This is a genomic window from Bradyrhizobium lablabi (assembly GCF_001440475.1).
GTDB classification, from domain to species: Bacteria; Pseudomonadota; Alphaproteobacteria; order Rhizobiales; family Xanthobacteraceae; genus Bradyrhizobium; species Bradyrhizobium lablabi.
The window spans coordinates 221036-242846 of record NZ_LLYB01000046.1 but is presented as its reverse complement, the minus strand read 5'-3'; the positions used below and the strand labels follow the sequence as shown (position 1 = coordinate 242846).

Sequence of the window (21811 nt, the reverse complement as noted above, 5' to 3'; positions counted from 1 at the left end):
GGGCGACCGTAGCGCCCACGCGCTCGGAACCGCAATAAATGTGGCGTGAGCGGCCGCAATTTACCAGCACGACGTGTCGCCGACGCAACACCGAGGTGCCTCGATGGTTTTTGCCAGGCGCCCGGCCGCTTAAGGCTTTATCCCGATCCGTTCCCTGATCGCGCCGAGTTCCGCCTCGTCCCAGATGCCGATCAGCACGCCGTTCTTCACCTGCAGTTGCTGGGCCGCATAGGCCGCGATCTTGGCGTTCGGCGTGGTGACGTGCATCTTCGGATGCAGCGCCCAGTCGAACAGTTCCGATTGCAGCCGCGCCACGATATCGGCGCAGGCGGGATCGGCGCCACGGTCGACGAATTCCTGCGGGTCGGTTTCGAGATCGTAGAGCATCGGCCGGAAACCGGAGGCGTGGATGAATTTCCAGCGGCCGTCGAACACCATGAACAGGCGGCAGCGATCGATCGGCTGGTTCAGCATCACGCGCACGTCCTGCATGGCGTAGTCGTATTCGGAGAACACGACCTTGCGCCAATCGGCAGGCTTGTCGCCATGCAGGAGCGGCAGCAGCGAGCGGCCTTCCAGAATATGATCCGGCGGCGTGCCGCCAAAGTAGTCGAGGAAGGTCGGCGCCAGGTCGATCGCTTCGACCAGCGCGTCGCTGACCGTGCCGCGCGTGGCGTCGGCAGCGCTTGAAGGATCGATCACGATCAGCGGAATCTTGGCCGATTGCTCGTGGAACAGATCCTTCTCGCCCATCCAGTGATCGCCGAGATAGTCGCCGTGATCCGAGGTGAACACGATCATGGTGCTGTCGAGCAGGCTGCGCGCTTCCAGGAATTGCATCAACACGCCCATCTGGTCGTCGATCTGCTTGATCAGGCCCATATAGGTCGGAATGACTTTTTCGCGCGCTTCGTTGCGCGACATGTTGCGGGAGTAGCGCATGTCCATATAGGCGGCGAACACCGGATGCGCGTTGGCGCGTTCCTCCTGCGAGCGGATCACCGGCTGCACGTCCTCAGGTCCAAACATGCTGGCGTAGGGCTCCGGCGCGATATAGGGCCAGTGCGGCTTGATGTAGGACAGATGCAGGCACCACGGCCTGCCGTCGTCCTCGGCTTCCGCGATGAACTCCATCGCGCGCCGCGTCATGTAGGGCGTCTCGGAATGCTCGTCGGGCACGCGCGCGGCCTTGTCGGCGTGAACCAGCAGCCATCCGTTCTGCAAGGTCCCGTCATCGGCGGCGCCGGAATTGGCCCAGTGCTCCCAGGGATTGTCAGCGTCATAGCCATGCCGGCGCAGGTAATCGTCGTAGGCCGGCCGCGGCCGGCCCGTCGGATGCAGGCCGTCGTCGCGCTCATAGGGCTCGAACCCGCATTCGGATACGTGCACGCCGATGATGGTGTCAGCTGGTATGCCGAGGTTCTTCAACCCCTCCAGGTCCGGCGCCATATGCGTCTTGCCGACCAGCACGTTGCGCACGCCGATCTTCTTCAGGTGATCACCGAGCGTGGGCTCGCCGACACGCAGCGGCCAGCCGTTCCAGTGCGAGCCGTGCGAGCGCATGTAGCGGCCGGTATAGAACGACATCCGCGACGGGCCGCAGATCGGCGACTGCACATAGGCGTTCTTGAACAACACGCCGCGTTTGGCCATCGCGTCGATGTTCGGCGTCTTCAAGACGGGGTGCCCGGTACAGCCGAGATAGTCGTAGCGAAGCTGGTCGCACATGATCCAGAGCACGTTCTTCGCAGGCGTTTTGGTCGTCATCTCAGGCATTTCGGCTGGAGTCCGGAGGAAGTGGGAGAGGGGCGGGATGGTGCGATATGTCAGCGCAAATGACAATCGAGGGCGCGGCCGATCCCCCGGGTCGGACTTCCGATCCCGCCGGCGTTAACATTTGGATAGCGCCATTTCTCGCAATTGAGCGGTGCTCCATGCTGGCGCGTTCACCTTACCGGCAGTTTGGCCGGCCGCCTTAACCCCTGAAATGGCGGGTTGGATTAAATTGGGACGTGAGAAAAACCGGGTCCCGAGCGATGCGTATTGGCGTCACACTGGCACTTTTGATCGCGACCACGTCGCTCGCCTTTGCCAACGGCGCCTTCGAGTTCGTGATTCCGGGCCGTCCCGGCGTTCCCATCATCATTAACGGCATCGACGCCTCCTACGCGGTGGTCGAGGGCGAGTGGGGTCTGGGTCAGGGCAACCAGGTCCAGCCGACCATCTATGGCGGCCGCTATATCGATCCGGTGCCGCAGGTCGGTCGTTATTATCCGAGCGCCGGCCGCATGCCCGGTTACGGGCGCCTGGAAATCGAGCCGCCGGCGAACCGAAGATTGCCGCAGCCGGCCGAGAGTTATCATCAGTCATGGTCGGCGCAGTCGGCGCCGCTGCCGGCACAGTCCAACGTGCCCGTCGATCCGCCCGAAATCATCTACGCGCCGCGGGACAACCGACGATGGCCACACCGCCTTCCGCGCTGAGAAAAATTACGACAACGAAAAACATCGACAGGAGAGAGTAATGCGTCAGATACTTAAAGGATTGGTGGCGGCGGCGGCCGTCATGGCAGCCGCACCCGCGATGGCCTGTGGTTATTACGCCCCTTGCGCAGCGCCGGTCTATGTCGCCCCGGTCGCGGCCTATGGATATGGCTACGGTTACGGCTGCAACCCCTGCGGCGTCCGCGAGCGTCTGCCCGATCCGGAGCAGCAGTATTATTGGATCAACCAGGGTCCGACCTATTCTGGTCCCGGCAATTTTGCGCCGTACCCGGTCTATCGCGAAGGTTCGGTCTCCGGCTACGGATATGGCTACAACCGTCCGTACTATCGTGCACACCGCTACGGCTATTATCACGGTCGGCGCGTGCTGCGTCGCTACTACTGATCCAATCGTAGCTTGAAGCTTCGACGCCCGTTCGCTTCCGCGAGCGGGCGTTCTTTATTTCATCAGGCCCAACCGGCTGGCGCCGATATAGAGCGCCAGCACCGCGGCGTTCGACACGTTCAGGCTCTTGATCTCGCCGGGCATGTCGAGCCGCGCCACCGCGCGGCAGGTCTCGCGGGTCAGTTGCCGCAATCCCTTGCCTTCGGCGCCCAGCACCAGCGCCAGCGGCTGCTGCAATGGCACGGCGGCGAGATTCTCGGTGCCCTCGCTGTCGAGCCCGACGGTCAGGAAGCCACGGTCGTTCAGCTCGGTCAGCGCGCGCGCGAGGTTTTGCACGGTCACCAGCGGCACCAGTTCCAGCGCGCCGGAGGCGGATTTTGCCAGCACGCCGGTGGCCTCCGGGCTGTGCCGGGCGGTGGTGACGATCGCTTTCACCGCAAACGCCGCCGCCGAGCGCATGATGGCGCCGACATTGTGCGGATCGGTGATCTGGTCGAGCACCAGCACGATGCCTTCCTGCGGCAGCGTATCGATATCGGGCGAGGGCAGGGGCTCGGCCTCCGCCAGCATGCCCTGATGCACCGCGTCGGGGCCGAGCCGCTGGTCGATCACGTTCGGCCGGACGATTTCAGGGGCAACGCGGGTGTCGATATTTTCGTCCGCCAGCCGCCGGGCGGCGTTTTCGGTCAGGAACAGCTTTCGGATCCGCCGTTCCGGGTTGGCGAGGGCGGCTGAGACCGTGTGCCAGCCATAGAGAATCACCGGCCCGTCCGGACTCGATTCCCGGTCGCGCCGGCCCGGCGGACGGGCGAATTTCCGCCCTTTTTCGAAGGGTTTGCCGCCGCCACGGCGGAACGGCGGCTTTCGGTCGCGATCGCTCATGGGGAGCTTGTGTCACGGGTCCCCGAATATGGCAATTTGGCCCCCGAAGCGCGTTTTTGGTGGTCCGCGTTGGTTGACTTTGCCACCTCCCTTCGCCCATAAACGCGCCGGCCGCAGACGGTTCGATCCGCGCTTTCGGCCTCAGCGTCATCCATGGTCCGGTCCTCCGCCACTCGGGCGGCTGGTTCCTGACGCGGACGGACGGGGAAGTGTCCCGAGTGGCAAAGGGAGCTGACTGTAAATCAGCCGCCGTATGGCTTCGAAGGTTCGAGTCCTTCCTTCCCCACCATCCTTCGCTCGCTCCGCGAGGCTACGGCTCGGCAAGCCCCATCGTAGCGAAGGCTGCCGCGCCGAAGCCCAAAGGGCGTAGGCGGGCCGTTGGCCCCGCCTGCAAGCCATTTTTCTAACGTCATCCGAATTCCCATTGTCGCTCGCGAACCGAAGGCAGGAGAGAACGTCATGCCCGAATGGGTGATTCCGGCAACGCCTCGCCGGGGAGATAAAGCCTAATGTTCAGGCGTCTCGGCATATGCAGCGCATGGCCGCGAAGACCATTCGACCAGCGCCGGTCATTTCCCAATTGGAGTACGGCACTCCTAGTCGGCGGCCTCTTTCTCCCTGACGGAGGGCTGCGCGGAAGCCCCAAGTTGCATCGCAGCGGCGTATCCGGCCTCGGTAAGCCTGCTCACGCTGGCCTCACCACGAGTGGCGCATTCAATTATTTTGCCGGCGATGATCCGACGAGCCCGGTGCTTCTCGCCTCCAGTTGGAAGAAGTAAACACGCACGATCAAGGGCCACTTCCATATTGGCTATGGTTCGGCGATCGAAGGCATCAGTGATCATGTGATCCTCCCTTGCGACCTGTCTTACTTTGGAGGTCTAAAGCCGGGAGATTTTCAACCACCCATTTAGGTACGCCGCCGTATTTATCTGGCGGAGCTTTTGCAATAATTCTTCGCGTTGTTGTCCCGGCCGTAACCCGCGTGCCTGCGCATTCAACTTTGCTGCTGCTTCAGCGAGACGATCTTCAAATGAGTGTGGCTTTGAACGGTTTCGCTTCATGACGCGGCACATTTGGCATGGGTCGCTGATCGGATTTTGAGATCGCCGCGGAATGCTGTCTGTCTGGTACCTTACATAGTGAAATTAAAGCTAGCTATGGAAGGTACGGCTCCTACAATGCTNGGCATTATCGGGTATCCAGTAAGGCAACCGATAGCTGAGAGTTCTTTGCGCTNCCCGCCTGTCCTCGAGAGCGCACAATGAAGAACCTCTTGCTCAGCCAGCTCAGCCAAGACGACTCCGACCGACTTGAGCCCTATCTCAAGATTACACCTTTCAAGCAGCATTCGGTCTTGTTCGAAGCAGAGCAGGAAATCAAGCACGTCTACTTTCCGACGAGTGGGGTGGTGTCTTTGGTCGTGACGCTCGAGACAGGGGACATGGTCGAGGCTGCCATGGTCGGCTCGGATGGCGTTGTTGGGGTCGCGGCAGCGCTTGACGGGCGGATTTCTCTCAGCCGCGGAATTGTCCAACTGGCCGGCGACATCGTCGTTTGCAGCATCGACGGATTGAAGTCGGCCGCTTTGCAAAGTCCCAAACTGCTGTCTCTGCTCGTTCGTCATGAGCAGACCGTATATGCTCAGGCGCAGCAGTCGGCGGCTTGTTTTGCAACACATCATGTTCAGGCACGTCTTTGCCGTTGGCTGTTGCGGGCGAGAGACCTGGCAGGCACCGACACTCTACTCTTCACGCAAGAATATTTAGCGGAAATGCTCGGGGTCAGGCGAACGAGTGTGACTGTGGTTGCCCACACTCTGCAATCTGCCGGTCTAATCAAGTACGCCCGGGGGAAGATCCACATCCTCGATCCGGAAGCTCTGCAAGACGGCGCGTGCGAGTGCTACGGGACGGTGAAGCGCCATTACGCCAGGCTGTTGGGTCCTGCGAAGTAAGGTGCTGCCGCACAAAAAAGCAGGGACGTCCGCAGACAGACGCTAAAAACTGGCGCTATGTCAGGAACCCCACATTGCCGTGCGCATTGGCTCTATTGATCGGCGAGCCGATCTCAAAGGCCTTCCTCTCCTTCGAATGCCTGTTCGGCAGAGGAACTGATCCAAAATTCACAAGTGTAAGTTCCTCGGAGGCTGTCATGGATGGCTCTAGAACCGAACGCGCGCGTGCGCGGGCGCAAGACCTTTTGGCTCAAATCGCACCGTTGCCTGATGACTCGGAGCTGCAACGCTTGCGCGAATTGTCCATGGATTACATTCGTGAGGCCGAAAGGCTCGAACGAAAAACTGTCACCACGCAGGAGGCTGGCGAGCAAATCTCCGCAGCCTTGGATGCGATAGCCCATGACTTTTTTGCTCGTGCTCTGCAAAATAAGTCGAGGCGGTAGTCTGNCCTATGCGTTGCCGTCCCTGACCAGCAGCTAGAAAGCTTGCTTAAGCAGGGTNGAGGTTTTTAGCTATCCTTGAAAGTTCCTCGGTGAGACGGAAAAATACCTATAGGCGTTCTGCCGATCCGGGTACAAAGTGCCTTCATCACCGCACGGATTTTGGCTGCTATCGGTGACTGAGAGACCTACCGCGCTCCCGCCACAACAGGGAGCCCTTGGCATGACCCGGTACTTTTTTGACGTTCTCTCAAATGGCAAGCTCACCTCCGACCATGAAGGTGCAATCCTGCCCAACATTGATGCGGCACGGAAAGAAGCCACCTTGGCCCTCGCGGATCTCGCGCGCGACACGCTTCGCTCAGAAGGCCCCCCACGTGTGGGTATCGAAGTGCGAACGTCTGATGGACCGGCCTTCGAAGCAGCCTTTCAATGGAGTTTAGGGCCCAAGCGTTGAGGACCCCAGTCGCAAGCATCGCTAAGAGCTCCGCGTCGTCGAGACAGCTTCTGGTAAAATCATTGCCGTCAACGCGGGAAGGCGGATCTCCTGCCGATCGCAAGGTCACCGGCGGCCAATCAAGCAGATCAAACAGAGACCAGTTAGCCGTTATCGGAATTAAGGGAGGCAGCATAAAGCGCTAAGGGAACCTCGCGCTTGAATTAACCTGGCTGCGTCCATTGCAAGACCGCGAAACTGGTATATGTTAGATGCATTCGATCAGCCGCTGTGCCTTGTTGAACGCGCCCGCGGGCTCCTTTTCCAAAGACATCGACGAAGTTGAATTTTGCCCGCGCGATCGGCGCGCGAGGTCCGATTTGGAGAAGAGAATGACAACAGGTACCGTGAAGTGGTTCAATGGCCAAAAGGGCTTCGGGTTTATTCAGCCCGATGACGGAAGCAGTGACGTGTTCGTGCATATCAGTGCGGTCGAGCGCGCTGGCCTCGGCGGCCTGGCTGAAGGCCAGAAGGTCACTTTCGAAATAAAGACCGACAGGATGCGGGGCAAGGTCAGCGCGGACAACCTCTCGCTCGCCTAAAGCCCGTCGCGCTTTTCCACGGATGTACTGGAAAGCGCTGTGCCCGCTCGGCCCAAGGGTTGAGCGGGTTTTCGTCGTGAAATTGAGGGGAAGAACATGGTTAGCAGAAAATCGGCCGAACCTTCCCCTGAAAGCATTGCGAGAGCAAATCGCCTAAGGATCGCCGCCGAAGAGGGAAAGAAAGCTTTGATCGATGTCGGACGGCAAGCCATTGCGGTTCGCGAAAACATGGCGCGCTTGCGAACTTTGAGGGAAGCTGACGAAGCGCGAAGGCGCGAAGACGCGCGTAATGAAGACGAAGTGCGGATAGCCAAAAAGAAGCGGAGGAAGTCAGCCTCCACGTAGGACCTTGCAGGGAAGCCTGGCTCGACGTCCATGACCGGCTATCGGCACGTATGCCTGACCCTGAGGCCGGTCGGCGGCCAACGTGTCCAGAATGGCGTTCGAGAGCCTTCGGCGCGGGCTGCTAAATTTTTGAGCCCTATTGGGATGGGTTCGCCCAGCGCACCACCCTCAGGCTTCGGAATTGATCGGATCTGCGGAAATCTGAGCTTCATGGACAAGCCCACAGGTCCTGCATCTCAGGGTCCAATGCTCGAAGCCGGGTCTGCCCGGCACAACGCGCAGCACCTTCATGCGGGCCTGGCACATTGGACAGCGGGGCGGAGTCTCGCGGAACGAAGGCTTGTCGGTAAGTTGCGCGTCGGACATGCGGTACTCCCTGTTGGCGGCGGGAGCACAACACTCTCGGTCACCGATGGATGGCAAGGGCGGAGCGGTGATGACTGATAGCCTTCACCCGGATAACGCCTGGCGGATATCAAGAAGGTCCACACAGGGAAGCTGCTATCGCTGCCGGAAATCGATGCTGCGCAGGATGATGCCGGGCGGCGCCCCCTCGAACTCGCTCGCCTGATATTTGCCGTCGGCGCAGGCTTCGATGCGCTCACGCAACCGCATGAATTGCGTTTCGCGTTCGCCCGCTCTCGCACGCACCACAGTTTCCAGCTCATCCATGGCGGAGGTCGAGATCGCGCAGGGGACCTCCCTCTCTCCGTCCAGCATTGAGAACAGGACGATCATCCTGTCGTATTCATAGCCGATGAAACGGCCGCGCTGGAGAGTCATATGTCCTACTCCCTCAAAGCATCTCAACCATCGTTGCCTCCGCCCCGTTCGGTGAGCCGGGCGAAATCCTCAAGGATGGCGGCGATGAGGTCACGATGCCGCGTGTCGTCTGGTGGCAGTCCTGCGGCATACAGCTGCATAACGTAGCGCGCCTTCACGGCCGCCTCCGGCCACGACGCGGCGGGGAACGACAGCAAATGATGTTCGATCTCCGCCTGGCGCTCGCGCAGCTCCCGCGCATGGGTCTCCACCTCCGCCAGCGCACGGCGCAGATCGGTCGCTTTCTGCGCCGCCATGCCGCGGTGGCTATCGAGGTCGAGCGGTTCGTCAGCCATCGGAAGCACTCGCATCGACGCGCTGCGCGTCCGCCAGGTCGACCGAGCCGATCGAGATCATCTCCATCGCGAGGCCGCGCGAACCTTTCGCCGGCACCATGATCATGGTGGCGACGTGACGGAACGCCGCGAACGACAGTCCGTCGATTGTCTCCTGATCGGTGATGACCTCGTAGTCGCCGGCGGGCAACAGGCGATCGATGCCTCTGATCTGGAACGGGTGCTTGAAGGTAACGACTTCACGTCGGGACACGATAGCCACGTGCGCCTGCCTTTCTCGTAAACGCCTGCGCCGGTGCTGCCCGAAGGCAGCATGCGCCCCTTCAGCCACAATAGCTATCGCTTTCTTGCCGCACGACGAATAGAGGCGGTTCCGCGTCGCTTCCTTTGCGCTCATGCCACGGTCGCCGCGAAGCGTGTTGGTGCTCGCTATTGAGGGAATATCGGCGTAGGGTCAGCGATCACCGCATTCCCCCGGCATCCATCGGTGACTGAGGGCGCCCCGCGCTCCCGCCGCAAAGAAGCAGGAGCATTCTTTTGCGGCAATTTCGCCTGGCCGAGTGGATCGTGCCGCCCGTTATCATCCCGTTGTTGCTTGTGATCATGGTGATCGCGGTGGCCAGCCTCCATGCCTAAAGCGTCTTCGAGGGAGATCAGCACTCATTCGCGCAAGGATGGCGCGTCAAGAAAAATTGCGCGAGCGACCTCCAGGCGATTGCAACTGAAATACCTGGTCGGCGGCAATCATGAAGGCGTCCGCGAAAATCTCGGCCGCGCTACGGCAGCGGCCGCGCTGAAGAAGGCCAGGCAGCTTCTGCACCAAGGCTACGTGGACGTGAGGATCTGCACCCCGCGCGGGCTGGTCCTCCTGGAGGACGAATTCAATCATCTCGAAAAGCAGGAGGAGACCGACATGGCCAAAGAGCGACGCGGCAACCGGGAAGCCAAGAAACCCAAGAAGGAAAAGATCAAGGTGATAGCCGCGGCGCCGAGCCAGAAGACCGGTGGCTGGCAACCGATCCTGGGCTCCGGCAAAAAGAAGTAGGCGAGTTCGGAGCGAGAACGACGAGCGCACTGACATTCAAGCAGCGGTGGCGGACGTTGGCAGCCAAGTGTCACGGCAACTCGCAGGCGACGCAAAAGGTACATGGCAAGCCCCCAGCCTGCTGGCTCTTTGCAGGACGTCTCTTCGCATCTTTGAGGAGAATTGGGAGAAGTTGCTGCGGGAGGAAGATCGACGCCACCCTCCGGGTTGACGATGTCCATTGATAGGGACGAAGCGGATTTCGTGGCAGGCTGAAAAGTGGATGATTCTGCACCGCAAAAACCGGGCAGGGCCCAATTCCAAATCACGGTGGCCTGATCTGGAGTGTTCACAAGGGAACCGACGCCGGGGCACCGGCATACTAGGATCGGAAGCGCAAACCCTACGGTTAGGACCCGTAAGCACGAGGGTTATGTCATGCAGCGTCGCCGATCTGTTCCCCACACGTTCGAGGAAAATATCGCAGCCGAGAAAGCCAAGCTCGAAGCCCAGGTTGCCAAGCTAGAACCTGGCCCTCAGAAGGAGGCACTGCTTAGAAAGATCAGGCAACTTGATACCGCGGCTCATATTAGCGAATGGCTTTCCTCTCCGGGGCTTCAACCACCAGAACCAGCCTAGAAGTAAGCCACGCAGGGCTTGCAGCCTCCCAGATAGGAACTGAGGCACCACCCCGCTCGTTCACGAACATCACCGGCCAAGGCCGCTTTGTCCCGTAGGCGCCGGTGACCGAGAGATATTTGCGCTCCCGCCTGCATTTTGGAGAGCGCGACATGGCTCTTTATTACTTCGATCTTCGCGACGGAGACGTGCTCGCCGTCGATGAAGAGGGTATGGAGCTGCGCGACATGCAAGCCGTTCAGGAAGAAGCCGCCCGATCAATGGCGGACGCGGCTCGTGATGCCGTGCTAAGCCAGTCTGCCGGCTCGTTTGCCCATATGTCAGTTGAAGTACGCGACGACGACGGCCCTGTGATGCGCGTGAGGTTCTCATTCGACATCGACCGACGCAATGCCTGAGACATGCCTACCGATTCAGTAACGAGGCCGAGCAGTGCCGGAGGTTGGCTGAGAGAACAGGCAGCCAGTCCGATCACCCTGTCGGCAACATCCGCGTTGATCTACATCAACCCCATACGCCGCAAACGGCACAGGCTCCCGGGCTCGGCAACCCAGGGAGGGACACGTCATGCTCCGATCTATTCTCGTTGCCCTTGCAGCACTTGTTCTGGTCACCGCAACCCTCATTCCCGATGATGCCTACGCCCGCGGTGGGAGAGGTGGCGGCGGCTTCCGGGGCGGTGGCGGCGGCTTTCACGGCGGCGGTATGCGTGCAGCTGGCTTCCGCGGCGGCGCCGTGCATGCCGGACGCATTGCACGACCAGCACATCCAATAGCGGGCCGCCCGATCGCGGGTCGTCCGATAGCAGGTCGTCCAATCGCGGGTTATCCGGGCTATGGCCGCGGCTATTATCGTCCGGGTTGGGGCGTTGGTGCTGCTGCTGTCGGCGCGGCTGCGGCTTACGGCGCTTACGGCTACTACAACAACTACAACCAATGCTACTACGACAGCTACGGACAGTATATTTGCCCGGGGCAATATCAGTATCAATATTGATCCAAGCAACGCTGGACGGCGGCCTGTTGCCGCCGGCTTGCGCTGCCTTCCTCAGACTCAGTTCGAAGCCTCAGCCCTGGCCAGGCTCGTTCGACGTTTCCGGCAACGCTGCGCCGGGGAGGTAAAGCCTGATCGGGCGGATCTCGTAGACCGCCGTTGGATTGGCGCGGCGCAGGTCGCGGGCAATGGCGATTGCTTCCGCCTCGTCGGCGCAATTCAACACGTATAGCCCCAGCAACTGCTCCTTGGTCTCGGCAAACGGCCCGTCGATCACCATTCCCGCGCCCGGTCCGCGCAAGGTGCGGGCTTCCGCCGTGCCGCCGAGCCGCGCCGCCGGCCCGAGCAACTTCTTTGCGTTCAGCCGCTCATGCACCGCCAGCAGCTCGGTCATCAGGGCTGCGTCCTCCTGCGGGGTCCAGGACGTGACCTCGGCTTCGACATGATAGGCCAGCATGGCGTAGAGCATCGCTTTCTCCTTCACATAGCGTTTTCGAGCGAAGTGGACGGGCGGGCCGGATCGGCCGCCCTTCCGAGGACGTTTCGCCGTAGCCGATTCCGACAAACGGGTAGCCCCACGAAACAGTCCGGAAACACGATATATCCGTTGCCCCTTGAACGCGCCTTGGCAAGGGCACGACTGATGAGCAGAACGCGAGCCAACGCGCACCATTCACGGAGACGGTCATGCGAAGCAAGCCAGCCACGATCATATGCGATGCCGCAAGGTCCTGCGCCTCGCCGTCATCGTCGCTGTCGGGCGATTGGCACGACGTCACCGGCCATCACCGCTACTACGGCAGTTCGGCCATCAATGGCGGCGAGCGCATCGTCGAAGACCGCCGCGGTCCGCGCCCGCGCTTCGTCAATCTCTGCGGCTTCTGATCGCATCCAGGCCGCCGGCGCATAAGCCGGACCGCGCGCATTCCATTACGGCTCGCTCAGGACCTGCTTGACGAGTGCCTCGCGCAACCGCGCCAATTCGCCGCTGGCGTCCATTTCCTGGATGACGGCTCCGACCTTCCTGGCGAGATCGCGATGCCGCTCATGCAGGTAATGGTAGATGTAGATCCGCTGCAGCGGCGGCGACAATGGCGCAATGCGCGATTGCAGCTCCAATTTTTTGACTGCCGCGTTGCCGCTGAACAGGTCCGTGACCATCAGTTCGAAGCGGCCGGCATCGAGCATCCGGATCATGCTCTCGAGGCTGGTCGCGGCGGTGACGTGGCTCATGCCGCGCGTGCCGGCCTCGGACGAGCCGACGCCGCGCACGATGCCGATGCGGTAATCCCGGATCGAATCCCAGCCGCGGACGTTGAATCGAAGCGTGGTCGTGAATACCGACGGTTCGATGTAGTTGATCGGCGGAGAGATCTGCACCAGCGTGGGATAGGTCTGCGCCAGGTTGGCGATCCGGTGGACCTCGCCGTCGAGTTCGCCGGAGCTCGATAGCGCCAGCGCCCGCTTGCCCGGGACGTCGGCAAACTCGATTGAAATGTTCAGCCGCGCGTAGACGGCGCGCAATATTTCGCCGCCGACGAACTGGTCGGGAATTCCAGCTATTCTCGCCAGCCTGATCACCGATTGCGCGTGCGACGGGATTGCGGTCACCAGCATCGAGATGCAGACCAGGAATATCCGCCACATCAGCAAAGCCTCCTGAGCCAACTCTCCTGCGCCAAGTCTCCTGCGCCAAGTCTCCTGAACTCACCTTCTGCCGCGCCGGCCTGAGACTCCACCGCAATCCGCCGGGCCTGTGTCATTTTAGCACACGCCGTGCTAACCTATCCCGGATTCCATTGCAGGGGCGTTATCCGATCCATGCCGCCCGAAAAGAACCGGCGCAGTCTGGCTGCGCGAAAAGGGTCGATCAGGTTCGAATGAAAGGCCGAGTGTTTCGATGGTTGCGGCTCACCATCGGGCCGGAGCAGATTTGTGTCGCGAGCCAGCGGGAAGCGGTGCATGGGCAACGGTGAGAATGAGTTTCGCCGCGACCGCGCGACGCCGCCTGCCGCGGCAACGAGCGGGCTGAACAAGGTACCGCCGTCGATGTTCGGCTCTCGCCTGTCCCGTATCTTTGGCAGGTTCCGTAGCAGTATCGGCATGCGGCTGCTTGCCGGCGTGCTGCTGTTCAGTTCGGTGGTGACGCTCGCACTCACCGTGCTCCAGCTATACCTCGAATACGAACGCGAGGTCGGCGTGATCGAGTCGCGGCTCGACGAAATCGGCCGCAGCTATCCCGACAGCCTCGGCGAAAGCCTGTGGAATCTGGATCAGAACCAGCTCGAGCTGCAGCTCAAGGGCATTCTCAATCTGCCGGATGTCCAGTCGGTCGAGATCCGCGAGATCGCCAGCCGGCCGAATCCGGTCCGGCTCGCATTTGGCCAGCGCGCCACCCGGTCGGTGATCGTGCGTGACTTTCCGCTCGACTACGTCATGCCGCCGTCAGGCCGCCGCCAGATCGGCGTTCTCCATGTCGAGGCGACGCTGACCGAGGTCTATCGGCAATTGCTCAACAAGGCGCTGGTCATCCTGGCGAGCCAGGCGGCCAAGACGTTTCTGGTCTCCTTCTTCATCCTCTATCTGTTCCATCTGCTGGTGACCCGGCATCTGGCCGCCATCGCCGAGTTCGTCAGCGGCTATAATCTGGCGCGGCCGCCGCCGCCGTTGCGGCTGGATCGCCGGCCGCCGCGCGATGCCGATGAACTCGACAAGGTGATCGAGGCATTCAACGCCCTGTGCACCAGCCTGCAGCATGCCTATGGCGACCTGCGTCAGGCCAATGTCAGGCTTGAACGGGACATTTCCGTCCGCCAGCAGGCGGCAGAGGACGTGCGCCAGAGCGAACAGCGATTTCGCGATTACGCCGAGACCGCCTCCGACTGGTTCTGGGAGACCGGGCCGGATCACGTGTTCACCTACATCTCGGAGCGGGTGGATGCGTTCGGCGTGGACCGCCCTTCACTGATCGGCAAGCGTCGCCGCATCGATCTGGCGACCGATCAGGCGGCCGAGCCGCAGAAATGGCGCGCGCACATGGCGCTGCTGGAGCGGCACGAACCGTTCCGCAATTTCGAGTACGACCATCGCGACGCCGGCGGGCGGGTGCATCATGTCAGCGTCAACGGCCGACCGATCTTCGCCGACGACGGCCGTTTCCTCGGCTATCGCGGAACGGCGACCGACCTGACCAAGCAGCGCGAAGCCGAGGAGCGGCTGCGCCAGTCGCAGAAGATGGATGCGATCGGCCAGCTCACCGGCGGCGTCGCGCACGATTTCAACAACGTGCTCACCGTCATCACCGGCACGATCGAGATCCTGCAGGGCGGCCTTTCGGACAAGCCGCAGCTCGCCGCGATCGCGCAATTGATCGACGACGCGGCGACGCGCGGCGCGGCGATCACCTCGCAGCTCCTAACGTTCGCGCGGCGGCAGCCGCTGGAGCCGCGCGAGATCGAGATCAACAGCCTGGTGATGGAGACCACCAAGATGCTGACGCCGATCCTCGGCGAGCACATCGAGATCGCGACGACGCTTGCGGACGACGCCTGGTGCGCGCTGGCCGATCCCTCGCAGCTTTCGTCGGCGATCGTCAATCTCGCGGTCAATGCGCGCGATGCGATGCCGGGCGGCGGCAAGCTTACGCTTGAGACCGCCAACGTGACGTTCGACGAAGCCTCGGCTTCCACCGACAGCGAATTGAAGCCCGGGCAGTTCGTGATGATCGCCGTCCGTGATACCGGCCACGGCATTCCAGCCGAGATCCGCGACCGCGTGTTCGAGCCGTTCTTCACGACCAAGGGGGTAGGGCGCGGCACCGGGCTCGGATTGAGCATGGTCTACGGCTTTGCCAAGCAGACCGGCGGCGCCGTCAGGATCGACAGCGAGGAGGGGCGCGGCACCTCGGTCAAGCTCTATCTGCCGCGCGCGGAGGGCGAGCCCTCGCATGCCGCCGAGCCGTCGTTCGTCCCGGCTGCGCCGCGCGGGCGGCAGGAGACCATCCTGGTGGTCGAGGACGACGCTCTGGTGCGCGGCTATGTGATCGCCCAGCTCGGCGGCCTCGGCTATCGCACGCTTGTCGCCAGCGACAGCGCAGCCGCGCTCGCGCTGGTCGACCAGGGCGCCCAATTTGACCTGCTGTTTACCGACGTCATCATGCCCGGCGGCATGAATGGCCGCCAATTGGCGGATGCCGTGGTGACGCGCCGTCCGGGAATGAAGGTGCTCTACACCTCCGGCTACACGGACGATGCGATCGTGCATGAGGGCCAGCTCGATCCCGGCCTGGCCCTGCTCAGAAAGCCGTACCGGAAAGCAGACCTGGCGCAGAAGATCCGCGAGTCGCTTGGGGGCGGCTAGTATCCCGCTTCAGCTGCAAACGAAAAAGCGCGGCGGGATGGTTCCCGCCGCGCCCCAACTCTTGTTCTCGCTGGTCCAGGCCTGAGAGCGCCCGGAGCCAAGCCTTCAAAAAGGGCCTAGCGGGCGATCCCAGCGAGGTGACAGCGCTTGGTATAAGACACTGGATCACCTCCTTTCATTGTTGATGGAAACATCAATATAGGTGGCGAATCGGCCCCTGTTAAGGGCGGAGCTGGGTCGAACCGGGCCTGCGGGGGTGTTCGGACAGGGCCGTCCGCGGCGGGTTGAGGCCGCCTGCGCGGCGTGTTAGGTCAACGCCGATGCGGGTGTAGCTCAATGGTAGAGCAGCAGCCTTCCAAGCTGAATACGAGGGTTCGATTCCCTTCACCCGCTCCAAGTTTTCAATGACTTAGCGAGAGGTCGGAATTTCATTCCGACAAGTGGGCGGTTTTTCCAACGCCCGATGCCTGGTTTCGCGATCGAGCGTTTCGCACATCCCTTGGCTTTCGCCGATGCGATCGGCTGAAGCGACGCTGATTGGCCCGCGCCACATCCAGCCCTGAGATCCCAGGCGCACTCTCGTAGATTGCGATGTATCTGGCTTGCGACTTTTGCGCGTTTTGCGAGGTCAAACGTCGCGCCGTCCGGAAATTTTTTCGAACCTGGCCAAGGATTCCCGCGTCTCCATCGTCTCAATCCGTGAACGCCCGAAAATCTCCTCCCGGGCGCCCCGGCTTATGGGTGCAGTTACGATGGTAGTGATAAAGCGCGTGCGATCCCGGTTCCCTACGGGACCGGCCGAAGGACCGGGTAACGGTCCTGATCGTCTTGCTCAATCCTGCTGTCCCTGAGGAAAGAGCATGGGGGGCCCCATTCAGCTGATGACCGCAGAGGTGACTGAGCCGCCGGATGGCGCCACCACGGATGACGACCTCGTCAGTCTGGCCACGCAGGGCAACCGTGCCGCATTCGAAGCCCTGTTGCGGCGTCACTACGACCTCATGCACCGCGTTGCGTGGCGCATGACCGGCTCCCAGACTGACGCGCAGGACATTTGCCAGGATGTCTGCTGCGCGCTGGTGGAACGGATCGCTTCTTTCAGGGGTGAGGCGAAGTTCACGACCTGGCTGGTCGGTATCGTACGCAACGCCTGCCATGATCACCATCGGCGCCATTCGACGTTGGCTCGCCTGAAAGGCCATCTCGCCGTTCTTGCCGAAATGGCGGCGCGGCCGGATGGCCGGGATCTCTTTCGTCGCAGCTGGCTCGCGAGCGAGCTGGCGCGGCTTTCGCCGCTGCTGCGGGAGACGGTCGTGCTCGTGGTCGGCGAAGGTATGACGCACGCGGAGGCGGCCACGGCGCTCGGCGTCTCCGAGTCGACCATCTCCGGCCGCATGCACGAGGTGAGGCGACTGGCGGGTCTCGCGAAGGACATTGGCGATGAGTACTGATCACAACATCATGCGTTTGCCCGACCCTCCGCCGCCTGCGCCGGACGCGCGTGCCGCTTCTGTGCAACAGGCGCTGCTGCGCTTCGATCAAAAAAACGCCGGGAACGGCCAAGGAATGCCGACTGACATCCGTCTCATCGAGCGAACCGCCGCGCCCTTGCGGCCGTCACGCGAGAGGACTGTCATGAATCGTACGCGATATCTCCTGGCTGCCAGCCTGGCCTGTATTGTTGCCGGATCGGGCGCCTACCTCCATCTCATGCGGCCGCCGCAGCTGCAGGATGCCGCTATGCGCATCGAACGGCTGGCTATCAACGACGTCGCTCAAGCTCCTTCGACAGTGCAAGCAAACAAGGAAAGCGAAAGCCAGGCCCAGCCGCAGACGCAAATCCAAACCAATCAGGCCGGAAAGCCCAACCAGGAAGCCGCCGCGCCTTCGGTTGCCGCGGCGCCGCCTCCCGCCAAGCCGCGCGTGGAAGATCGGATCGCGGGCCTGCTGCCTGCTCCGAAGGCGCCTCCCGCGCCGGCGTTGAGGGCTCCCATGCCGGGGGCACCGTCAGATATGTACGCTGTTAGAGGGCGGGTCGGAGGTCAGGGCGATCCCGGCTTCACGCGCGCGTCGCCACCGGCACCTGCGCCGCAGATGGCGCAGGCTGATGTCCCGCGGAACGCCCACCAGCGCGAGCACGTTCTTGGCGCGTCCGAGCCTGTCGGCCGCGACAAGTTTGCGAATGCGCCGGAAAACGCCTTCAAGGTCGCGCGCGATGCGCCAGTCTCGACATTTTCCATTGATGTCGATACGGCGTCGTACGCGTTCGTCCGCGCGCAGCTCAGCCGCAATGTCCTGCCGCCGCCCGCGTCGGTTCGGACCGAGGAACTGATCAATTACTTTCCCTATGGCTATGAAGCGCCCGCATCGGCGAGCGAACCGTTCCGCGCCAACGTTTCCGTGTTTCCGAACCCCTGGGCGGAAGGCCGCAAGCTCATTCGCATCGGTATCAAAGGGTATGCGCTGCAACAGGCAAACCGGCCGCGCGCCAACCTCGTTTTCCTGATCGATACATCGGGCTCGATGGAGCCGGCGAACCGCTTGCCGCTGGTGAAGCAGTCGCTCGCGATGCTCGTCACCCAGTTGCAGCCCGAGGACCGCATCGCGATCGTGACCTATGCGGGGAATGCCGGCACGGCGCTCGAACCCACTTCCGTGTCCGAGAAAGCGAAAATCCTGGCGACGATCGATCGGCTCGGGGCAGGCGGCAGCACGGCCGGCGCCGAGGGCATCAGGCAAGCCTATGCGCTCGCGGAGCAGAATTTTGATGCCAACGGCGTCAACCGCGTCATCCTCGCCACCGACGGCGACTTCAATGTCGGGATCACGAACAGAGACGAGCTGAAAGGTTTCGTCGAGCGCCAGCGCGAGAAGGGCATTTTCCTGTCGATTCTTGGCGTTGGCATGGGCAACTACAACGACGCGCTGGCGCAGACGCTGGCGCAGAACGGCAACGGCGTCGCCGCCTACATTGATACGATCAACGAGGCGCGCAAGGTGCTGGTCGAAGAGGCAAGTTCGACGCTGTTTCCGATCGGCAAGGATGTGAAAATCCAGATCGAGTTCAATCCCGCAACCGTCGCCGAATATCGGCTCATCGGCTACGAGACGCGACTTCTCAATCGCGACGATTTCGCAAACGACAAAGTCGACGCTGGCGACGTCGGTTCGGGGCAAACCGTGACGGCGCTCTATGACATCGTGCCTGTCGGCGGGCCTCGCGTGGTCGACGATCTCAGGTACGGTGCGCAACCCCCGGCGAGCGGCTCGCCGACGCCTGCCGAATATGCCTTCGTCAAGATCCGCTACAAGCTGCCGCGATCCGATCGAAGCGTGCTGATCAGCACACCCGTCGATCGCGCATCGGAGCATGGCCGCTTCGAGGACGCGCCACCCGATGCCCGCTTTGCAACCAGTGTGGCCGCGTTCGGCGAGATTCTGCGTGGCGGAAAGCACACCGGCCAGTTCGGCTATGACGACGTGTTGCGTATCGCCTCGGCAGCGCGCGGCGACGATCCTTACGGCTATCGCTCCGAGTTTCTTCAGTTGGTACGCGCGGCGAAAACTGCGAGCGCAATGCAGCCGCTGCGCCCATGATCAGTTTTCGATTTGGGCCGCGCCCATTCCGACATGGACAGGTAAGCGGAAGAAAAGTTGCCCCCGCTTCCGGCCCTCCGAACCCAATGCGAAGCTATCAAGGCGGAAAATTCGTGCTGGTTGGAGATGTGACGCCGCTAAAATGGCCGTGTTTGGCTTGACGGCAAGCCCGACCCCATCGCATTTACTGCCATCATTGAGAACGGCGTCCTGACAGCCGTGGACTGCCTCTGAAGTTCCAAGAGAAGGGGGCGCGGAGGCGAGAAAGCGAGCGGTCCTTGCTTAAAGAGACAGACCGGCGGCAGAGCTGATGCGGATCATCTATTTCAGCCTCGGTTGGGTGATGGTCGCGCTCGGCGTGATTGGCCTCGTGATGCCGCTGATGCCGGGAGTGGTTTTCCTGATCGTGGCCGCTTGGTGCTTTGCGCGCTCGTCGCCGCGGCTCGAGGCGTGGCTGCTTGATCATCCGACACTTGGCAAACCGCTGCGGGACTGGCGTGCCGCGGGAGCCATCCCACGGCCGGCCAAAGCCATGGCTTGCGCGGGAATGACCATCGGGTTTGTCGTGTTCTGGTACAGCGTCGATCCTTCGCTGCCCCTTGCTGCGGGTGTGGCGGTCCTGTTCCTCGCCTGTGCCGGCTACGTTGTGTCGCGTCCAGCGATTGCCGATCCGGATTCCTCGATCTAGCAGGTTGCTTTCAGGATTCGCGTGATGCGCCGCTCTTCGCTGGGCATGGGCACGCCACGATTGCAGGAGGCGAAGGGTTAACGACGATCCCGTGCATTTCCCGGTCGAGATACGCGCGCGGTAACCATGCCGCACGGAACGCCTAGACTCGCCACAAAATCAGTCCGATTGAGACACAATGTCGGCGAGTAGGGTTGAAACGCTGACCACTCGCGCGACGCGAAGCGCGTAAAATAAAAAAACAATAAAAATACGTTGTGGGGATACAACAGGGGGGCGCCGCTATGCGGGCTAATATCGATTCACGTCGACAAATCGAGCAAATATCTCGGTCTCCGGCAGGCGGGGCCGTGCGCCGGCTTTTCGCCGCGCCATTGGGCGGGGCGGCTGCGGCGCTGATGTTGGCCGCGATGGCGGCGCCGGCTTTCGGGCAGGGCCCGGCGGCGAGCCCAGGCGCCAACGAGATCCGGATCGGCAATACCATGCCCTATACCGGCCCGGCTTCCGCCTATGGCGTGATCGGCAAGGTGATGGCGGCCTATTTCGAGAAGGTCAACGCCGAGGGTGGCATCAGGGGCCGCAAGATCAATTTCATTTCCTACGATGACGCCTACAATCCGACCAAGACGATGGAGGCGACCCGCAAGCTCGTCGAGGAAGACAACGTTCTCTTTATCCTGGCGAGCCTCGGCACCAATACCAGCCAGGCCGTTCATCCTTATTTGAACGCCAAGAAAATCCCGCAGCTCTTCGTCGCCTCGGGCGCGACGATGTGGGACCAGCCACGCGACTTTCCCTGGACCATGGGCTTCCTGCCCAGCTACCAGACCGAAGCCCACATCTATTCGCAGTATCTGCTGGAGAACCATCCGCGCAGCAAGGTCGCGGTGCTCTATCAGGACGACGGTTTCGGCAAGGACTACCTCAAGGGCCTGAAGGACGGACTCGGCGGCAAGATTCCGATCGTGGCCGAGGCTCCCTATAAGGTAACGGACACCAATATCGATGCCCAGATCGCCAAGCTCAAGGCTTCGGGCGCCGACGTCTTCATGCAATTCACGACGCCGAAATTCGCCACCATGGCGATCAAGCGAAATGCCGAACTCGGCTGGAAGCCGATCCATTTCCTCGCCTCGGTGTCCGAATCGGTATCATCGGTGATGGTGCCGGCGGGCGTGGAAAACGCCGAAGGAATCATGTCGGCGATGTACCGCCTCGAGGGTGAGGACGCGCAGGCCGCCGGGCCCGCAGTGTTCCGCGAATGGAGCGCCTTCATGGAGCGCTATGTCCCGAGCATCAGCAAGGCGAACGGCCAGGCCGTCTACGCCTATCTGAACTCCAGGCTCGTTATCGAGGTGTTGAAGAACTGCGGCGACGACTTCTCGCGCGAAAATATCATGAAGCAGGCCCGCTCGATCAAGGGCTTGCAGATTCCCATGATGGTGCCGGGCATCCTGATCAACACCAGCCCGTCCGATCATGCGACGATCGAACAGATGCGGATGATGCGCTTCACCAACGGCCACTGGGAGTTCTTTGGGCCGGTGCGAAGCGGCATCGATCCGGGCACTGTCAGCGAATCCTTCAAGACCATCTTCAAATACGGCACTGCCACCAAGCGCGATCTGGCCAACCAGCTCAACGCCAACACCGTCAGCCTGATGACGGGTTCGTTCGGTTCGACCTATGCCCAGGTCGGCGCTGATCTCGCGTCCGTGCTCGACAACGGCACCCATCTGCGGATCCTGCCTGTCATGGGCCGCGGATCGGTTCAGGCGGTGGCGGACATCCTGCTGCTGCGGGGCGTCGACGTCGGCATCGTGCGCAAGGACACGCTGG

24 protein-coding genes and 2 tRNA genes are annotated in these 21811 nt (G+C 61.9%); 18 read left to right on the top strand and 8 right to left on the bottom strand.

The features are described 5' to 3' along the window. Positions 1–129: 129 nt before the first annotated feature. Positions 130–1767 carry an alkaline phosphatase family protein gene (locus CQ14_RS06725; protein WP_057857130.1) on the bottom strand — a complete coding sequence of 546 codons (1638 nt, stop codon included), beginning with the start codon at positions 1765–1767 and terminating at the stop codon, positions 130–132. A 269-nt stretch (positions 1768–2036) separates the two neighbouring features. Here CQ14_RS06725 and CQ14_RS06720 point away from each other — a divergent pair, with 269 nt between their 5' ends. Together CQ14_RS06720 and CQ14_RS06715 are read left to right on the top strand one after the other, a co-directional pair. After that, complete coding sequence (locus CQ14_RS06720) at positions 2037–2483, top strand: hypothetical protein (protein ID WP_057857129.1); 447 nt, start codon at positions 2037–2039, stop codon at positions 2481–2483. Between the two features lie 40 nt (positions 2484–2523). Continuing rightward, positions 2524–2889 (top strand): hypothetical protein, encoded by a 366-nt coding sequence (locus CQ14_RS06715; protein ID WP_063800305.1) that lies wholly within the window; start codon positions 2524–2526, stop codon positions 2887–2889. A gap of 54 nt (positions 2890–2943) precedes the next feature. On the opposite strand, the gene rlmB is transcribed toward CQ14_RS06715, so the two are convergent. After that, entirely contained in the window at positions 2944–3771 is an 828-nt protein-coding gene (rlmB, locus tag CQ14_RS06710) for a 23S rRNA (guanosine(2251)-2'-O)-methyltransferase RlmB (RefSeq protein ID WP_057857128.1), read from the bottom strand. 203 nt (positions 3772–3974) lie between these two features. On the opposite strand from rlmB, the gene CQ14_RS06705 reads away from it, so the two are divergent. Further along, a tRNA-Tyr gene (locus CQ14_RS06705) sits at positions 3975–4060 on the top strand. 307 nt (positions 4061–4367) lie between these two features. Here CQ14_RS06705 and CQ14_RS06700 read toward each other — a convergent pair. Then, the gene (locus CQ14_RS06700; protein ID WP_057857127.1) at positions 4368–4616 is read right to left on the bottom strand and encodes a hypothetical protein; all 249 of its coding nucleotides are present in this window, start codon (positions 4614–4616) and stop codon (positions 4368–4370) included. A gap of 419 nt (positions 4617–5035) precedes the next feature. Between CQ14_RS06700 and CQ14_RS06695 the strand changes: the two genes are divergently transcribed. From CQ14_RS06695 to CQ14_RS41935, 5 genes are all read left to right on the top strand, one after another. Further along, on the top strand, positions 5036–5728 hold the full coding sequence (locus tag CQ14_RS06695) for a Crp/Fnr family transcriptional regulator (protein WP_057857126.1): 693 nt from the start codon (positions 5036–5038) through the stop codon (positions 5726–5728). A 197-nt stretch (positions 5729–5925) separates the two neighbouring features. Continuing rightward, positions 5926–6174, top strand: coding sequence for a hypothetical protein (locus CQ14_RS06690; protein WP_156434719.1), 249 nt, complete (start codon positions 5926–5928; stop codon positions 6172–6174). A gap of 220 nt (positions 6175–6394) precedes the next feature. Beyond that, on the top strand, positions 6395–6628 hold the full coding sequence (locus CQ14_RS43330) for a DUF6894 family protein (RefSeq protein ID WP_156434718.1): 234 nt from the start codon (positions 6395–6397) through the stop codon (positions 6626–6628). Positions 6629–6999: 371 nt separating this feature from the next. After that, a complete protein-coding gene (locus CQ14_RS06685) occupies positions 7000–7209 on the top strand; it encodes a cold-shock protein (RefSeq protein WP_057857229.1) in 210 nt (69 codons plus the stop codon). Positions 7210–7305: 96 nt separating this feature from the next. Then, on the top strand, positions 7306–7554 hold the full coding sequence (locus CQ14_RS41935) for a transcriptional regulator (protein ID WP_082649735.1): 249 nt from the start codon (positions 7306–7308) through the stop codon (positions 7552–7554). A gap of 501 nt (positions 7555–8055) precedes the next feature. Here the strand turns inward: CQ14_RS41935 and CQ14_RS06680 are convergent. From CQ14_RS06680 to CQ14_RS06670, 3 genes are read right to left on the bottom strand one after another with little or no spacing between them, the layout of a single operon-like run. Beyond that, positions 8056–8337 (bottom strand): DUF1488 family protein, encoded by a 282-nt coding sequence (locus CQ14_RS06680; protein WP_057857124.1) that lies wholly within the window; start codon positions 8335–8337, stop codon positions 8056–8058. Between the two features lie 23 nt (positions 8338–8360). After that, positions 8361–8672, bottom strand: coding sequence for a hypothetical protein (locus tag CQ14_RS06675; RefSeq protein ID WP_057857123.1), 312 nt, complete (start codon positions 8670–8672; stop codon positions 8361–8363). Further along, positions 8665–8934: a hypothetical protein gene (locus tag CQ14_RS06670; RefSeq protein ID WP_057857122.1), complete on the bottom strand. Its 270-nt coding sequence runs from the start codon at positions 8932–8934 to the stop codon at positions 8665–8667. The genes CQ14_RS06675 and CQ14_RS06670 overlap by 8 nt, the downstream gene beginning before the upstream one ends. A 453-nt stretch (positions 8935–9387) precedes the next feature. Here CQ14_RS06670 and CQ14_RS06665 point away from each other — a divergent pair, with 453 nt between their 5' ends. The 3 genes from CQ14_RS06665 to CQ14_RS41925 all read left to right on the top strand — a co-directional run bounded on the left by CQ14_RS06665 (position 9388) and on the right by CQ14_RS41925 (position 11331). Further along, on the top strand, positions 9388–9717 hold the full coding sequence (locus tag CQ14_RS06665; RefSeq protein ID WP_057857121.1) for a hypothetical protein: 330 nt from the start codon (positions 9388–9390) through the stop codon (positions 9715–9717). A 770-nt stretch (positions 9718–10487) separates the two neighbouring features. Further along, positions 10488–10733, top strand: a complete 246-nt coding sequence (locus CQ14_RS06660; protein ID WP_057857120.1) for a DUF6894 family protein — start codon at positions 10488–10490, stop codon at positions 10731–10733. A gap of 169 nt (positions 10734–10902) precedes the next feature. Then, positions 10903–11331: a hypothetical protein gene (locus CQ14_RS41925; protein ID WP_082649733.1), complete on the top strand. Its 429-nt coding sequence runs from the start codon at positions 10903–10905 to the stop codon at positions 11329–11331. A gap of 70 nt (positions 11332–11401) precedes the next feature. On the opposite strand, the gene CQ14_RS06655 is transcribed toward CQ14_RS41925, so the two are convergent. Then, positions 11402–11797, bottom strand: a complete 396-nt coding sequence (locus CQ14_RS06655) for a YciI family protein (protein ID WP_057857119.1) — start codon at positions 11795–11797, stop codon at positions 11402–11404. A 218-nt stretch (positions 11798–12015) separates the two neighbouring features. On the opposite strand from CQ14_RS06655, the gene CQ14_RS06650 reads away from it, so the two are divergent. Continuing rightward, entirely contained in the window at positions 12016–12213 is a 198-nt protein-coding gene (locus CQ14_RS06650; RefSeq protein WP_057857118.1) for a hypothetical protein, read from the top strand. A 45-nt stretch (positions 12214–12258) separates the two neighbouring features. Here CQ14_RS06650 and CQ14_RS06645 read toward each other — a convergent pair whose 3' ends face one another. Then, complete coding sequence (locus CQ14_RS06645) at positions 12259–12975, bottom strand: substrate-binding periplasmic protein (RefSeq protein WP_057857117.1); 717 nt, start codon at positions 12973–12975, stop codon at positions 12259–12261. A gap of 315 nt (positions 12976–13290) precedes the next feature. Between CQ14_RS06645 and CQ14_RS06640 the strand changes: the two genes are divergently transcribed. The 6 genes from CQ14_RS06640 to CQ14_RS45770 all read left to right on the top strand — a co-directional run. After that, positions 13291–15687 (top strand): ATP-binding protein, encoded by a 2397-nt coding sequence (locus tag CQ14_RS06640; protein WP_057857116.1) that lies wholly within the window; start codon positions 13291–13293, stop codon positions 15685–15687. Positions 15688–16009: 322 nt separating this feature from the next. Continuing rightward, positions 16010–16083: transfer RNA gene (locus CQ14_RS06635), tRNA-Gly, on the top strand. A gap of 485 nt (positions 16084–16568) precedes the next feature. Next, complete coding sequence (locus CQ14_RS06630; RefSeq protein WP_245320221.1) at positions 16569–17138, top strand: RNA polymerase sigma factor; 570 nt, start codon at positions 16569–16571, stop codon at positions 17136–17138. 184 nt (positions 17139–17322) lie between these two features. Next, on the top strand, positions 17323–19284 hold the full coding sequence (locus CQ14_RS06625) for a vWA domain-containing protein (RefSeq protein WP_057857228.1): 1962 nt from the start codon (positions 17323–17325) through the stop codon (positions 19282–19284). 310 nt (positions 19285–19594) lie between these two features. Continuing rightward, on the top strand, positions 19595–19972 hold the full coding sequence (locus CQ14_RS06620; RefSeq protein WP_057857114.1) for a YbaN family protein: 378 nt from the start codon (positions 19595–19597) through the stop codon (positions 19970–19972). A 350-nt stretch (positions 19973–20322) separates the two neighbouring features. Next, a partial coding sequence (locus CQ14_RS45770; RefSeq protein ID WP_245320220.1) for an ABC transporter substrate-binding protein occupies positions 20323–21811 on the top strand: 1489 nt, incomplete at its 3' end.

Bases quoted from the DNA above. Each gene is read 5' to 3' on its own strand.
- CQ14_RS06725 (WP_057857130.1), bottom strand. From the start codon at position 1,767: ATGACGACCAAAACGCCTGCGAAGAACGTGCTCTGGATCATGTGCGAC.
- CQ14_RS06690 (WP_156434719.1), top strand. From the start codon at position 5,926: ATGGATGGCTCTAGAACCGAACGCGCGCGTGCGCGGGCGCAAGACCTT.
- CQ14_RS06715 (WP_063800305.1), top strand. From the start codon at position 2,524: ATGCGTCAGATACTTAAAGGATTGGTGGCGGCGGCGGCCGTCATGGCA.
- CQ14_RS06685 (WP_057857229.1), top strand. From the start codon at position 7,000: ATGACAACAGGTACCGTGAAGTGGTTCAATGGCCAAAAGGGCTTCGGG.
- CQ14_RS06625 (WP_057857228.1), top strand. From the start codon at position 17,323: ATGAATCGTACGCGATATCTCCTGGCTGCCAGCCTGGCCTGTATTGTT.
- CQ14_RS06660 (WP_057857120.1), top strand. From the start codon at position 10,488: ATGGCTCTTTATTACTTCGATCTTCGCGACGGAGACGTGCTCGCCGTC.
- rlmB (WP_057857128.1), bottom strand. From the start codon at position 3,771: ATGAGCGATCGCGACCGAAAGCCGCCGTTCCGCCGTGGCGGCGGCAAA.
- CQ14_RS06700 (WP_057857127.1), bottom strand. From the start codon at position 4,616: ATGATCACTGATGCCTTCGATCGCCGAACCATAGCCAATATGGAAGTG.
- CQ14_RS41925 (WP_082649733.1), top strand. From the start codon at position 10,903: ATGCTCCGATCTATTCTCGTTGCCCTTGCAGCACTTGTTCTGGTCACC.
- CQ14_RS06680 (WP_057857124.1), bottom strand. From the start codon at position 8,337: ATGACTCTCCAGCGCGGCCGTTTCATCGGCTATGAATACGACAGGATG.
- CQ14_RS06675 (WP_057857123.1), bottom strand. From the start codon at position 8,672: ATGGCTGACGAACCGCTCGACCTCGATAGCCACCGCGGCATGGCGGCG.
- CQ14_RS06650 (WP_057857118.1), top strand. From the start codon at position 12,016: ATGCGAAGCAAGCCAGCCACGATCATATGCGATGCCGCAAGGTCCTGC.
- CQ14_RS06695 (WP_057857126.1), top strand. From the start codon at position 5,036: ATGAAGAACCTCTTGCTCAGCCAGCTCAGCCAAGACGACTCCGACCGA.
- CQ14_RS06640 (WP_057857116.1), top strand. From the start codon at position 13,291: ATGGGCAACGGTGAGAATGAGTTTCGCCGCGACCGCGCGACGCCGCCT.
- CQ14_RS41935 (WP_082649735.1), top strand. From the start codon at position 7,306: ATGGTTAGCAGAAAATCGGCCGAACCTTCCCCTGAAAGCATTGCGAGA.
- CQ14_RS43330 (WP_156434718.1), top strand. From the start codon at position 6,395: ATGACCCGGTACTTTTTTGACGTTCTCTCAAATGGCAAGCTCACCTCC.
- CQ14_RS06655 (WP_057857119.1), bottom strand. From the start codon at position 11,797: ATGCTCTACGCCATGCTGGCCTATCATGTCGAAGCCGAGGTCACGTCC.
- CQ14_RS06630 (WP_245320221.1), top strand. From the start codon at position 16,569: ATGACCGCAGAGGTGACTGAGCCGCCGGATGGCGCCACCACGGATGAC.
- CQ14_RS06720 (WP_057857129.1), top strand. From the start codon at position 2,037: ATGCGTATTGGCGTCACACTGGCACTTTTGATCGCGACCACGTCGCTC.
- CQ14_RS06645 (WP_057857117.1), bottom strand. From the start codon at position 12,975: ATGTGGCGGATATTCCTGGTCTGCATCTCGATGCTGGTGACCGCAATC.
- CQ14_RS06620 (WP_057857114.1), top strand. From the start codon at position 19,595: ATGCGGATCATCTATTTCAGCCTCGGTTGGGTGATGGTCGCGCTCGGC.